The organism is Mucilaginibacter terrenus, assembly GCF_003432065.1.
Lineage (GTDB): Bacteria > Bacteroidota > Bacteroidia > Sphingobacteriales > Sphingobacteriaceae > Mucilaginibacter > Mucilaginibacter terrenus.
In genome coordinates this window covers 1,643,238-1,656,650 of record NZ_QWDE01000001.1, presented here as the reverse complement: position 1 = coordinate 1,656,650, position 13,413 = coordinate 1,643,238, and the positions used below count along the sequence as shown (strand labels likewise).

The 13,413-nt window shown below is 46.7% G+C and carries 11 protein-coding genes; 5 read left to right on the top strand and 6 right to left on the bottom strand.

Annotated elements, in window-relative coordinates; translation table 11 throughout:
* Positions 1 to 17 precede the first annotated feature (17 nt).
* Both DYU05_RS21065 and DYU05_RS07300 read right to left on the bottom strand, forming a co-directional pair.
* On the bottom strand, positions 18 to 188 hold the full coding sequence (locus DYU05_RS21065; protein WP_165852018.1) for a hypothetical protein: 171 nt from the start codon (positions 186 to 188) through the stop codon (positions 18 to 20).
* 104 nt (positions 189 to 292) lie between these two features.
* Positions 293 to 526 (bottom strand): hypothetical protein, encoded by a 234-nt coding sequence (locus DYU05_RS07300; protein WP_133300190.1) that lies wholly within the window; start codon positions 524 to 526, stop codon positions 293 to 295.
* A 559-nt stretch (positions 527 to 1,085) separates the two neighbouring features.
* Here DYU05_RS07300 and DYU05_RS07295 point away from each other — a divergent pair.
* The 4 genes from DYU05_RS07295 (at position 1,086) to DYU05_RS07280 (ending at position 7,943) form a co-directional block, all read left to right on the top strand.
* Positions 1,086 to 5,264, top strand: a complete 4,179-nt coding sequence (locus DYU05_RS07295) for a hybrid sensor histidine kinase/response regulator (protein WP_117382294.1) — start codon at positions 1,086 to 1,088, stop codon at positions 5,262 to 5,264.
* 84 nt (positions 5,265 to 5,348) lie between these two features.
* Positions 5,349 to 6,119: an NIPSNAP family protein gene (locus DYU05_RS07290; protein WP_117382293.1), complete on the top strand. Its 771-nt coding sequence runs from the start codon at positions 5,349 to 5,351 to the stop codon at positions 6,117 to 6,119.
* A 10-nt stretch (positions 6,120 to 6,129) separates the two neighbouring features.
* Positions 6,130 to 7,338, top strand: coding sequence for a glycoside hydrolase family 88 protein (locus DYU05_RS07285; RefSeq protein ID WP_117382292.1), 1,209 nt, complete (start codon positions 6,130 to 6,132; stop codon positions 7,336 to 7,338).
* A gap of 8 nt (positions 7,339 to 7,346) precedes the next feature.
* Complete coding sequence (locus DYU05_RS07280; RefSeq protein WP_117382291.1) at positions 7,347 to 7,943, top strand: TMEM175 family protein; 597 nt, start codon at positions 7,347 to 7,349, stop codon at positions 7,941 to 7,943.
* A gap of 11 nt (positions 7,944 to 7,954) precedes the next feature.
* Here DYU05_RS07280 and DYU05_RS07275 read toward each other — a convergent pair whose 3' ends face one another.
* On the bottom strand, positions 7,955 to 8,599 hold the full coding sequence (locus tag DYU05_RS07275) for a YceH family protein (RefSeq protein WP_117382290.1): 645 nt from the start codon (positions 8,597 to 8,599) through the stop codon (positions 7,955 to 7,957).
* Positions 8,600 to 8,681: 82 nt separating this feature from the next.
* Between DYU05_RS07275 and DYU05_RS07270 the strand changes: the two genes are divergently transcribed.
* Positions 8,682 to 9,500, top strand: coding sequence for an SDR family oxidoreductase (locus tag DYU05_RS07270; RefSeq protein WP_117382289.1), 819 nt, complete (start codon positions 8,682 to 8,684; stop codon positions 9,498 to 9,500).
* Here the strand turns inward: DYU05_RS07270 and DYU05_RS07265 are convergent.
* From DYU05_RS07265 to DYU05_RS07255, 3 genes are all read right to left on the bottom strand, one after another.
* Complete coding sequence (locus tag DYU05_RS07265; protein ID WP_117382288.1) at positions 9,487 to 9,879, bottom strand: group III truncated hemoglobin; 393 nt, start codon at positions 9,877 to 9,879, stop codon at positions 9,487 to 9,489. The two genes, DYU05_RS07270 and DYU05_RS07265, sit on opposite strands and share 14 nt — an antisense overlap.
* Before the next feature lie 48 nt (positions 9,880 to 9,927).
* On the bottom strand, positions 9,928 to 12,585 hold the full coding sequence (locus tag DYU05_RS07260) for an alpha-L-rhamnosidase (RefSeq protein ID WP_117382287.1): 2,658 nt from the start codon (positions 12,583 to 12,585) through the stop codon (positions 9,928 to 9,930).
* Positions 12,586 to 12,650: 65 nt separating this feature from the next.
* Complete coding sequence (locus tag DYU05_RS07255; RefSeq protein ID WP_117382286.1) at positions 12,651 to 13,388, bottom strand: 3-keto-disaccharide hydrolase; 738 nt, start codon at positions 13,386 to 13,388, stop codon at positions 12,651 to 12,653.
* Positions 13,389 to 13,413 lie beyond the last annotated feature (25 nt).

Genomic DNA, 13,413 nt, shown 5'->3' with positions numbered 1-13,413 from the left:
CGTGCAGTGTAAAAGCCTTACGACCTTTTAAACCTGCTGAACAATCCTTTGCTGCAATTAGCTTCGCCGCTTAGCGCAAGCCCGATGCCGGCACCAAGCGCGGTACCTACAGCCACGTTATGGAGTGCAACGCCCATTGCAATGCCGATGCCCAGGCCGATAACAAACAGGTTCTGGTTCTTTTTCATAGTATGATTTGCTAAATACTTTTGTTGAAATTAGATAAGTGCGGGCACCGGTTGTTACAGGGCTGCACAACAATATTCGCTAAAAAGCAGGAGGCTGGGTACGCTTACACCACCTCGTAAAAGCTGATGCCGTTTGCACCGTAGTTGCGCAGTACGTCTACCGCTTCCTGGGCCAGGCGGGCAGTAGGAGTGGCAATGTTCATGATAACGGCGGTACCCAGCGCGGCAGGGATCAGCTCGATATCGGTTTCCTCAAAGTCGTTAGAGAGCAGGTATTCTTTCGCGTCTTCGGCGTGGCTGTTATCGTCTAAGGTTCCGGTGGCAATGTGTGGGGTCATATGAGCGGGTATCTGTTGGTATGAAGGGCTAACAGCACCGCGGCAAATTTGTTCTGCAGGGTAGCAGAACATGGGTTGCCATCGGCTATTAAAAAAATGTGGTTTTTGCAGATTTTGGTCAGCCAAAACCAACTCCGGCACGCTCCGGCGCGCGGTTGTTGCAGGGTGTAAACAGGGCAGGGGCATTGCCGGTACAATCATCTATATGCCACATTTGCCCCGTGGCGGGGTGTCCCGGTAACCTTCAGCCGGGACACCAAGCGGTATTCATAACTCACTGGTAATTAGAATCTTGCATATTAAGCGTATTTTTCAAGGTGTCCCAAAGTGTCCCGCTTTTGCAAAAATAAAACCGTAAGTAGCTGATAGTCAATAATAGGGTGTCCTAAAGTGTCCCGGGTGTCCCGCTCTCAAAGCGGGACACTCTGGGGTCTTGATTCTTGTCTCTTAACTTCTTGTCTCTTGACTCTTAAGTTCTTGAAAACTAAATTCTTTTTCTTATTTTTCAACTTATTTATACGCCCTCCGTATAAGTACGAACCAATTATTTTTAAACTTCTTGAGAACCTATTTCACCAGATTAGCCTGCAGGGGCGTTTTACTTATATGCCTGCTGCTGAACTGTATAACTACAATTGCGCAAGATCAGAGCCTCAAATTTGAGCACCTGGGCAAAAAGGAAGGGCTTTCGCAGATAAACGTGAGCTGCCTTTTGCAGGATAGCCGGGGCTTTATTTGGGTAGGTACCCGCGACGGCCTTAGCAAATACGACGGTTACACTTTCACCAGCTACAAGCACGATTCGCAGGATGCGGCATCGCTCAGCAGCAGCATGGTGTCGGATATTGCCGAGGATAAAGCAGGGAATATCTGGATAGCTACCATCATCGGCCTCAACAAGCTCGACGGTCGTACCGGCGCCATTACCAAGTACTTACATAACGATAAAGACCCGCGGTCGTTATCGGATAACATCCTCAACAAACTTGTTGTAGACGAGAAGAACAACGTTTGGGTGGCCAGCCAGGGCGGCCTGGACTACCTCGACACCAAAACCAACACCTTTACCAAGCACTATAAGCACCAGCCCGGCAACCCGCAAAGCATCAGTGAAAATAAGGTAAGCTACATTGTGATGGACGACGCGCGGCGCCTGTGGATAGGCACTACCGGCGGCGGCCTGGACATGCTGGACACCCGCACAGGTAAGTTTACCTCGCGTAAGTTTGATGCTAGAGATGCAGGCACAATCGGCGAAAACTTCATTGCGAGCCTCTATGTTGATAAAAGCGCCCGTTTGTGGGTTGGCCTGGTAAACAATGGGCTCAACCGTATAGACCTCGCCACCGGCGCCGTGACCCGCTACCCGCACGATGGCGGTACCAACAGCCCCAAACTGGGTACCATTTACAGCCTAAACATGGACGAGAACCGTAACCTGTGGATAGGCAGCGAGAACGGTGGCCTCCGCATCTTAAACCCGGAGACTGGTAAGTTCTACACCTACCTGCACGATGATATAGACAAGAACAGCATCAACGGTAACACCCTTTACAGCATTTTAAAGGATAACCACGGTAACATGTGGCTGGGCGCTTTTAGCGGTGGTATCAACCTGTATAAGCGCAGTACGGGGAGCTTCACGCATTACAGGCATAACTCATCGGCTAATAGCTTGAGTAATGATTTTGTGCTGTCGCTCTACGAAGACGCCGACAAGAATATATGGGCAGGTACCGATGGCGGCGGCGTGAACAAGTTCGACTTTAAAACTGGTCAGGTAACTCATTATGAAAAAAAACACGGCAAAAACAGTATTACCGGCAACTATGTACTTACAGTAAACCAGGACTGGGAAGGCAATTTCTGGATGGGGACCTGGGCGGATGGGGTAAGCATTTTTAACCCAAAAACAGGCGTTTTCAGGAACATCAAGAGCGAGGCAGGCAAGCCGGGTACCCTGAGCGGTAACAACATCTACGCGTTGATACACGCACGCGATAAAACCACCTGGATAGGCACCTACAACGACGGCCTGAACCATTATAATAAGAAGACCGGGGAAATGACTGTTTATCACCATGATAACAGTAACGCTAGCAGCGTAAGCAGCGACCGAATTTATTCCTTACTGGAGGATAGCCACGGCAACCTTTGGGTAGGTACGTTTGATGGTGGCCTGAACTTATTTAATAAAAACGATAGCACTTTCACCCGCTTTCAGCATGATCCTAAAAAGAACAGCCTGAGCGATAATAACGTCCCCGACATTTATGAGGACCATAAAGGCGGACTCTGGATAAGCACCTTCAACGGCCTCAATTTATTTGATCCGATTAGCCACCATTTCACTGTATTTACCAAAAAGGATGGTTTACCAAGCGATATCATCTACGCAGCCCGGGAGGATGATGACGGTAAAATATGGATTAGTACCAACAACGGATTGTCGGTATATGATCCTTCTACACACAAGTTTAAGAATTATACCGTGGAAGATGGGCTTCAGGAAGATGAGTTTAAATCGCATTCGGCCTACAAAGGTGCATCTGGCAGGCTTTACTTTGGTGGAGTGAACGGCTTTAACGCTTTCTCGCCAAGGCAGATACTAAAGCCGGAGGGGTTTTCGCCGCTGGTGATCACGTCTTTCCAGATATTTAACAAAAAGGTGGTGCCCGCTAAAAGCGCCGATGATCCGTCGCCATTAAAGCAGGACATAGCTGATACCAAAACCATTAAGCTGGATCATAAACAATCAGTTATTTCACTTGAATTTGCTGCGCTTGATTATACATCAGCAGATAAAAAAAGCTACGCTTACATCCTTGAAGGTTTTGATAACGATTGGAATTATGTGGGCTCGCGCCATTCCGCAACATATACCAATTTGCCTGCCGGCACATACACATTCAAGGTGAAATATCGTAACAGCGCAGGTGATTGGTCGCCTGTCACCAGTGGATTGCAGATTATTACCGAGCCGCCATTCTGGCTTACCTGGTGGTTTAAAACGCTTGCAGTTCTATTCGTAGCAGGTGGAGTTATTACTGTGTTCCGTTTACGGGTGCGTGCTATTAAAGCGCAAAAAGCCATTCTTGAAGAGCAGGTCGAGGAACGAACTGAACGCTTGAAAGAGATGAGCAAGGAGGAGCGTATATTGCGTGAAGAGGCAGAAAAAGCACGCGAAGAGGCTGAGAAAGCTAATAAAGCCAAAAGCATCTTCCTGGCGACAATGAGCCACGAGATCCGCACGCCTATGAATGGTGTTATGGGTATGGCTACCTTGCTGTCTAATACTCCACTGAACGAGGAACAACGGGAGTTTACCGAAACCATTAAGAACTGCGGTGATGCATTGTTGAACGTGATAAACGATATACTGGATTTCTCAAAGATTGAATCTGGTAATATGGAACTGGATGAACAGGATTTCGACCTCCGCGATTGTATTGAAAGTGTGCTGGATATTTTTGCGGAAAAAGCGTCCCGTACCAACATCGACCTGGTATATCAGGTGGAGCATAACGTACCTGCGCAAATAATTGCTGATTCACTCCGCTTAAGGCAGATACTGATTAATTTAGTTGGCAACGCGGTTAAATTTACCGCTAAAGGGGAAATTTTTATTTGCGCTACGCTAAAGAGCCATAAAGATGATCGGTTAGAACTAATGTTCGAGATACGAGATACCGGTATTGGTATACCAGCTAATAAGCTCAACAGGCTGTTCAAAGCCTTCTCCCAGGTAGATTCCAGTACAACCCGTAAGTATGGCGGTACCGGTCTTGGTTTGGCCATCAGCGAGAAGCTGGTGAATCTAATGGGTGGCGACATCAGCGTTAAAAGCCAGGTAGGTAAGGGCACCACATTTTCGTTTACCATACTTACAAAGCCGGGCACCACATCGCAGCGCAACTATGTTCACTTAAATGTGGAGCAGGTGCAAAATAAGCGCATTTTAGTTGTAGACGATAACTCAACCAACCGGGATATTCTGGAGGAGCAGCTTAGGCAGTGGAATTTTGTGCCGGTAATGGCGGAGTCGGGCGAGGCTGCCCTTAAGGAGCTTACGTCCGGAGAGCCGGTGCACCTGGTAATATCAGACATGAACATGCCGGAGATGGATGGCATTCATCTTGCCCAGCAAATACGGCAGCATGATGCTGATTTGCCTATAATCCTCCTTACATCAATGGGGAACGAGCAAAGCAAGAAGAACGCGCATTTGTTTAATGCATCATTAACAAAGCCTACTAAACACCAGGTGCTGTACCGCCACATTATAGAACAGCTAAAGTTAAGCGAAGGAGTTAAGCAAGAGCCACAGACTGTACCATCGCCTTTCTCAGAGGAATTTGCTAAACAGCATCCGATGAATATCCTTATTGCTGAAGATAACGCCATTAATCAAAAGCTTGCAAAATACATTTTGAACAAACTTGGCTACAAGCCGGATATGGTTGAGAATGGGCACGAGTGTCTGAACGCCATCGTTAACAAAAAGTATGACATGGTTTTAATGGACGTGCAAATGCCCGAAATGGACGGCCTGGAAGCCACCCGGTTTATCAGGCAGAACATGGACGCTCAACCGGTGATAATTGCGATGACCGCAAATGCAATGTCAGAGGATAAAGACCAATGCCTTAAAGCCGGTATGGATGACTACCTGAGCAAACCACTTAAACTGCCGGAGATTATGGCCGCCCTGGAAAAATGGAAACCAACAAGCGTGTAACGAAATCGTTGTAGTGATACTGATGCTAATATTTGTTGTTTTTAGCACTGTATAGCTATATTTACCTCATCCATTATAACCTCAATGAAAAAACTTTCTACCCTGTTGGCCGCGTTGCTTCTGGCGTTTGTTAGTATGTCAAGCGCAAGCGCATCTGTACATTATTACCGTTTAAGAGTATATCACTTTAAAACTCCTGCACAGGAGAGACTTATTGAGAACTACCTCAAGGACGCTTACTTGCCAGCTCTTCACCGGCAAACCACCTCGCCTGTTGGTGTTTTTAAAACAATGGAACAGGATACGGACAAACGCGTATACGTGCTGCTTACTTACGACAACCTGAAAAAAGCGGTTGAGGCGGATGCCGAATTGGAAAAAGATAAGCAATACCTGCTGGCGGCTAAAGATTACCTGAACGCTGCTTACAACGCCACACCATATACCCGTTTTGAAGACATCTTGCTGAAAGCCTTTGACAAATGGCCGGATACAACAGTTCCGCAATTAAAGTCGCCTAAAGCAGAAAGGGTTTACGAACTGCGTAGCTATGAGGGCCCTACCGAAGCCTTTTATAAGAACAAGGTACAGATGTTTAACGCAGGAGGGGAGACGGTGCTTTTTAACCGTTTAAAGTTTAATGCTGTTTTTTACGCCGGTGTGCTGGCGGGAAGCCGTATGCCTAACCTGATGTATATGACCACTTTTGAGAACAAAGCTGATCGTGATAAACATTGGGAGGTGTTCTCCAACGATGCAGAATGGAAGAACTTGTCTTCAAGACCCGAGTATCAGCATAATGTATCTAAAGCGGATATTATCTTCCTTCATCCGACGGAATATTCTGACCTCTAAGCCATAGCTGATGAAGTATTTTAAACACTGCCTTATAGCGGCCGGACTTTTTGTATCCTGTTCTTTGTTTGCTCAGCAAAGAAATACATTTAAGCCACAGAAGGCATTGCTGGACACCATAGATAATAACATAAAGTTGTCGGTATCCCAGTACAAGTACATGGCTGCGCAATTGCCGCAGGGGCAGTTCCCAAAAACTTTCTACCCTGCTACAAACAAGGCGGAAACAAGTAACTCTGGCTGGTGGTGCAGCGGTTTTTACCCGGGCACCCTGTTGGAACTTTATGAACAAACCCATGACGTTGCCCTTAAAACTGAGGCAGACAGAATATTAAAGCTGCTGGAAAAGGAGCAATATAACACGCATACGCATGACCTTGGTTTTATGATGTATTGCAGCTTTGGTAATGCCAACAGGTTGTCGCCGAACTCTCAATACAAGCAAATATTATTAAATAGTGCTAAAAGCCTGTCTACCCGCTTTAACCCTGCCGTTGGCTGCATTAAATCGTGGGATTCAAAACCCTCGGATTTCCTGGTGATCATCGACAATATGATGAACCTTGAGCTGCTGTTTTGGGCGACGCGCGAGACAGGTGACTCGAGTTTTTACAAGATAGCCGTTACTCATGCCAATACCACCATGAAGAACCACTACCGCCCGGATTACAGCTCTTATCATGTTATCAACTACGATGCGCAAACAGGTGCTGTAAAAGAGAAGAAAACTGCACAAGGCTTTGCAAATGAATCTGCATGGGCAAGGGGACAGGCATGGGGCCTGTACGGTTTTACGGTGATGTACCGCGAAACGAAGGATAAAAAGTATCTGGATGAAGCTAATAGGATCGCCGGGTTCATCCTGAATAATCCAAACCTGCCTGCCGATAAAATACCCTATTGGGACTTTAACGCAACCAACATTCCAAATGCACTTCGCGATGCTTCTGCCGGCGCTATAATGGCTTCGGCACTGCTTGAACTTGCCAGGTACACCGATAAACAAGATGGCAGGAAATACTTCAATGCCGCTGAAATTGTCCTTAAATCATTATCTTCACCGCAATACAAAGCAAAACCAGGTACAAACGGCGGCTTTATTCTACAACACAGTGTAGGCCATTTTCCTGCCGGTACCGAGGTAGATGTACCGCTAACTTATGCCGACTATTATTTTTTAGAGGCGATGGAACGGTATAAAGCATTTGCCGCGAGATAGATTAAAATATGGGTAAAGGGCGCATAGAGGCTTTTAGCGATGGGGTTATAGCGATTATTATCACCATTATGGTTCTTGAACTGAAGGTTCCGCATGATGCAACTATAGAAGGTCTGCGCCCTTTGCTGCCGGTTTTTGTAAGTTATTTGCTAAGCTTTATATATGTAGGCATCTACTGGAACAATCATCACCACATGTTCCAGGCGGTAAAATCTGTTAATGGTGCAGTAATGTGGGCAAATCTGAACCTGCTGTTCTGGCTTTCACTTATCCCTTTTGTTACCGGTTGGATGGGCGAGAACCATTTTGCGCAATGGCCGGTGATCTGCTATGGCTTTGTGCTTATTATGTGCGCGGTCGCTTACAGTATACTGGTGCAGGTGCTTATCAGGCGACACGGAGAGCATTCGCTGCTTGCTCGTGCCTTGGGTAACGATTTTAAAGGAAAAGTATCGGTGGCTATTTATGTGATATCTGTAGCCGTATCCTTTTGGCAATCGTGGATTGCTTTTGCACTATACGTAGTGGTTGCCTGTATCTGGTTTATACCAGACCGGCGAATAGAAAAACGCATCGGCAGTGATGAACTGCACGAACAAAGTTAAGCCAGTTGAATTCAGCTTAGCTCTTTCATCAACTTATCAAAAGCTTCCTTTAACTCGGCCAATTCGTTTTCCACTTTGCTCAAGCGGCTTTCCAGATCAGTACTTCCACGACGAACTGGTTCATCTATCGCGTCATCCGCCGGAACGGTGCCGCCCAGCAGATGCCGGTATCTAACTTCTTTTTGGCCGGGGCGTTTTGGCATTTGCTCCACATAAGGCACATCACCACCGGCAAGTTTTTCCAATATGGACTGAACTTCGTCGAGGTTTTCAAATTCATATAAACGTCCCGAATTAGAGTTGATCTCGCCGGGCGTTAATGGTCCGCGCAATATCAGCAGGCACAATATGGATACTTCTGCCGGAACAACAGGGAACACAATAGCAAAGTTGTGCTTGTACTTTATGACGCGGCTGCTGCCCCCCGTTGCAGTGGAAATCAGTCCCTTTCTTTTCAGCGTGTCTAGCGCAATGGTCACCTCGTTCTCGCTGTACTCAACAACCGGCTTACGCGACGACTTTTGATTACATGCCGCGGTAAGGCTGTTCAGCGTCATGGGGTAGTAGTCGGGCGTGGTTTTGCTTTTTTCCATCAGCGAGCCCATCACGCGCAGCTCGGTGTCATTCAATACAGGTAAAGATTGCGGTGTATCCATGCGCAAATATAATATTGTTTGATTTGATGCCAACGCTTATATCAGCACCGAAACATTGCCAAAGGCTTATTATCTTCGTCTCATGACAATTAGTATTCTGGGCTGTGGGTGGTATGGCTTTGCGCTAGCAAAGCAACTTATTTCGGAGGGTATGTCCGTTAAGGGTTCCACCACTTCTGCCGACAAAGTAGCAACGCTTACTGAAGCGGGCATAACTGCCTTCCTGATAGATACAGGGTTAGATACCGAACTCCCGGGTGAGTTTTTCAGCTGCGATGTCCTCATCATTTCTATCCCCCCTAAAACCAGGAAGGGGGAAGGTGACGGCTATATTACAAAGCTGCAAAAGGTTATTGCGGCATCAGAATCCTATGAAGTTAAAAAGGTAATATTCATAAGTTCGACAGGGGTGTATGCCGACCAGAGTAATACTGTAACCGAAACGTCCAACCCTCAACCTGACACACCATCAGGTGTAATTCTGCTGGCGGCCGAGCAGTTGTTTACTGATAATAAAACGTTTAAAACTACCATCATCAGATTTGGTGGACTAGTTGGTCCTGGACGTGATCCGGGCAGGTTCTTTGCCGGAAAGAAAGATATTCCCAATGGGCTAGCTCCTGTAAACTTGATTCACCTGGACGATTGTATCGGTATAACAAAGGCTGTATTAATGCAAGATAAATTCGGCTGCACTATTAATGCCTGCACGCCGCATCATCCCGCAAAGTTTATCTATTACACTCAGTCGGCGCGGAAATCCGGGTTGGAGTTGCCGCAGTTTGTGCCCGAGTTAAAACAGTGGAAAATAGTTACCAGCGAAGTAGTGGGCAAAATGATAAAGTATGATTCTACGTTAACCAATTGGTATGACTGGATTGGTTACCCTATTGAATATTGAACTTGTTTTGTTTAATATAGGCAATCTTATGCTCAAACATCTCCGCCATTTTCCCGGCGCGCCACTTAGCTTCATCTGCTTTAGCGCCGGTGAATAACTCATCAACAGTAGCTGTAAACAACGCCAGCCATGTTGCAAAATGTTCGTGATCAACCGGCAGTTGAGCATGAGGTGGAAACGGGCGACCGCCGTAAGTATACTCTTCAAGTAATACGGTTTGCCAAAATCGGTACATCTTCTCCAGGTGTATTGGCCATCGGTCTTGTATTCGCTCGTTAAATATCGGGCCGAGTAGTTCGTCCGCCTGTATCCGCTGGTAAAATGTATCTACCAGCAGTCTAATGTCGTCCAGACCTGCTATTTCGTGCCTTGTTTCCATGTTAATACAAAGCTAAAACGTTTTTTGCTGCTTGTGAAGTATATGTTTTTATCTTACGGTAAACTGGTAATTACCTGCTGTTATTTGATAAATGTTTGCAACGGCCTTGCCGTTCAGGTACCCTTTTGTTCCTGCAGGGAAACGCACCTCGCCGGTTGAGTTTGCAGGAACTGTAACGGTGTAGGTAACATCATTAGCATTGCGTTTCCAGGAGGACATGATTTTACCGTATGGCCCCGTATGCTCCGCCTCGAAATGTGCCAGGCCGGGTACAAAGTTTGGCTGTAATATCACGTTCTTAAAGCCGGGTTGCCGTTCATCCGGAATAATGCCGCCAACGCCTTTATACAACCAGGCTCCAATACCGCCAAACATGATGTGATTAAGAGAGATGTCAGACTTGGCATCTATCTTCCAGTTCTCGTAAAGCGTAGTAGCACCGTTCACCATCCACCAGCCCCATGATGGATACGTTTCCTGTGAAGCTATTTTGTAGGCTACGTCTGCATGGCCGTTATCACTTAAAGCATTCAGGATGGCTTTGCCTCCAAGTATACCCACGTCTAAATGGAAGTTGTCGGCTTCAACCCGCTTAGCCAGGTTGTCTGCTACACGGGCTTTAAAATCGTCGGGAACCAGGCCCCAATACAGCGGAACACTAAGTTCGGTTTGCAGGCCTTTGTTGTACATAGCGGTTTCCCGGTTAAGGTACTTGTTGTTAAAAGCGGTCTTAATTTTCAAGCCAAGCTGGTTGTATTTGTCAGCATCTGCCGTTTTGCCCAGCAGTTTCGCAATGCGCGCAAGTATGGTTACGTCCGCGTAGTAATAAGCGGTAGAGGTCATCTCCACGGGCGATACAGACTTTACCGGAACCCAGTCACCTAATCCCCAACTGGTAAGCCCGGTAGGGTATAGGTCGTTAATATGGTTTACATACCTGCGGATATTGTCGTAGTTGTCGGCCAGGATCTTTGTATCGCCATAGAACATATAAATATTCCATGGGATAAGTGCCACAGTGCTGGTCCAGTCAGGTCCGTTGCCCCATTCGTAGCCCCAGCCAGCAGTCGGAATTATAGATGGTAATACCCCGTTGGGCTGTTGCTCGTCGCGGTGGTCGGCCATCCATTTTTCATATACAGTTATGGCGTCAAAACTGTATAAACCTGTTTCTATAGCGATGTGCGCGTCGCCGGTCCAGCCGTTCTTCTCCCGTTGCGGGCAATCAGTAGGATAGCCGAAGAGGTTACTTAAATAGCTGTTGTTGGTTGCATACCATATTTTGTCGATGATCGGGTTTGCACTACTTACGTTGCCCACTGGCGATACATCACTGTGCATAAAGTAACCGGTGAGGCTCTCTTTGGTGACCTCTACAGGTTCGCTGCTACTAACTTCTACATATTGGAAGCCCTTGTAATTGAACCTCGGCATAAAGCTTTCTTCTCCCTTACCGCTCAGTATAAACTCATCTACCTGGAACGGATCTTTGTCGTCGGTCGGGCGGTAGTGAATATCAATGTTTGAAAGATCGACGTGGCCGTTCTTGTACAGGCGCTCGCCGTGCTTAAGGTGGATAATTGTTCCTGCTTTCCCTTTAACTGTTATCTTGCTAACCCCCGAGATGTTCCGACCGATATCAAATACGTAGTTGCCGTCATCCAGCTTTGTTACGGATTTTGAATAAATGGTTTCTACCGCGCGTATAGGCACCACCTGCTGAGCCACGATGTTTTGCGAAGGCGTTGGCCGCGCAAAAGCAGGCTTCCACTTGGTGTCGTCGAAATTGATGGTGTTCCAGTCGGCTTGCTCCAGTCGTGCGTCATAGTGCTCAGCGGTGTAAATGCTGTTGAGTGTTATTGGGCTCAGTGCTGTTTTCCAATGCTCGTTACTGCTTATGGTTTCAATGGTGCCATCTTCATAAGTGATGCGCAGGTCGAGGCAAAACGTAGGCCGTGCGCGCCATGATGCTAAGTGGAAGTCCCATACGGCGGTACTCTGGTGGTTGTACCAGCCGTTGCCTAAGAGTACGCCGATTGCATTTTTTCCGGCTAATATTTGTTTGGTTACGTCGAAAGTAACATAGATCGTGCGTCTGTCAAACCTCGTGTACATAGGGTCTAACCGGTGGTTACCTACCTTTTCCCCATTTAAAGAAAGCTCAAACAAGCCTGCGGCAGCAATGTATGCCCTTGCCGATTTTACCTTTTTACCGGTGCCGAATGTAGTGCGGAAATAAGGCGCAGGCTTAACATTATAGCCCTGCTCGTCGCTTATCCAGGTGCCCTTCCAGTTGTCCATCTGCATAACGCCTGTCTCAAAACTGGCTATGGCAGATGGCGTTGCTTTAACACCATTTTGATCCCATGTTTCTACCTTCCAATAATATTTTGTGTAAGGTTGCAGCTCGCTACCTTCATAGCTTATCAGAATTGCCGGCGATGGCACTCTGTCTGTAGTCCACTTGTTGCCTTTGCCTGATAACACTGCGAGAGAATCTGTACCCACCACCAGTCTGTAAGCAGTTTGCTTAGCACCCTGACGTGAATCGTTCAGCATCCAGGTGAAGCGCGGATGTGTTGCATCTATACCCAGCGGATTTACCAGGTACTCGCAGCGTAAATTTACCGGCTGTGCTGCTTTAGCCGCAGGCAACATCGATAAGAATAAAGTAAATAGGAGGGCAAAGCGGTAAAGTGTTTTCATGGAATGGCTAATATCGAAATTACAAGCGTAATTTCACCACGGAAACACTCTTCTAAGTCTGTTGCTTATAGTTTTCTTATCTTGATATTCCGGTACCAAACATCGGCGCCATGATCCTGAAGAGCAATATGGCCTTTGCGAAACGTTCCGAAGTCTGGCCACTCTTTAAATTTACTTGAGGCAACTAGCTTCTTCCAATCGTCGGTCCAAAGCTTTGTAGTAAGTACCTGCTCGTTGTTTAGTAAAATATTAACCACGCCATCCTTCAGGATAATGGTAGTTTTGTTCCATTGGTCATAAGGCTTGGCTACATCCTTTGAAATGGAGATGAGATCATAAAGTTCACCTGTGCGGTGTTTTGGTATCTGGCCGTCTTCATTAAACTGATTGTCGACCACCTGTGTTTCTATTCCCGTATACCAGCAGTACTCGTACTTTTTCGGGTCTTCCTTAACGTTAAAGATAATGCCGCTGTTTCCTGCTTTGGATATCTTCCATTCTGTAGTAAACTCATAGTTCTCAAATTCGTCGTTCGTAAGCAGGTCACCGCCATCCTTGGTTTGCCAGTCGGCTTTTTGCCGCGCATCAAGATGTAAAATGCCATCTTCAGCTTTCCAGGCCTTACCCGGTTCTGTTTTGCCGTATGTATGCCAGCCGTTAGTTGTCTTACCATCAAATAGTACTGTCCAGGATGTGTCGGCGGCAGTATTAACACTGTCTTGCGGAACAGATTTAGTGTTTGACGATGAGTTACAACCTGCCATTGCAATGGCGGCTATTATGGTAACAAGAACGGTTTTCATGATTGACAAGAGTTACTGTTTGAGA

Coding starts and splice junctions, on each gene's coding strand:
- DYU05_RS07260 (WP_117382287.1), bottom strand. CDS start 12,585: ATGAAAACACTTTACCGCTTTGCCCTCCTATTTACTTTATTCTTATCG.
- DYU05_RS07270 (WP_117382289.1), top strand. CDS start 8,682: ATGACAATTAGTATTCTGGGCTGTGGGTGGTATGGCTTTGCGCTAGCA.
- DYU05_RS07290 (WP_117382293.1), top strand. CDS start 5,349: ATGAAAAAACTTTCTACCCTGTTGGCCGCGTTGCTTCTGGCGTTTGTT.
- DYU05_RS07300 (WP_133300190.1), bottom strand. CDS start 526: ATGACCCCACACATTGCCACCGGAACCTTAGACGATAACAGCCACGCC.
- DYU05_RS07255 (WP_117382286.1), bottom strand. CDS start 13,388: ATGAAAACCGTTCTTGTTACCATAATAGCCGCCATTGCAATGGCAGGT.
- DYU05_RS21065 (WP_165852018.1), bottom strand. CDS start 188: ATGAAAAAGAACCAGAACCTGTTTGTTATCGGCCTGGGCATCGGCATT.
- DYU05_RS07285 (WP_117382292.1), top strand. CDS start 6,130: ATGAAGTATTTTAAACACTGCCTTATAGCGGCCGGACTTTTTGTATCC.
- DYU05_RS07280 (WP_117382291.1), top strand. CDS start 7,347: ATGGGTAAAGGGCGCATAGAGGCTTTTAGCGATGGGGTTATAGCGATT.
- DYU05_RS07275 (WP_117382290.1), bottom strand. CDS start 8,599: ATGGATACACCGCAATCTTTACCTGTATTGAATGACACCGAGCTGCGC.
- DYU05_RS07265 (WP_117382288.1), bottom strand. CDS start 9,879: ATGGAAACAAGGCACGAAATAGCAGGTCTGGACGACATTAGACTGCTG.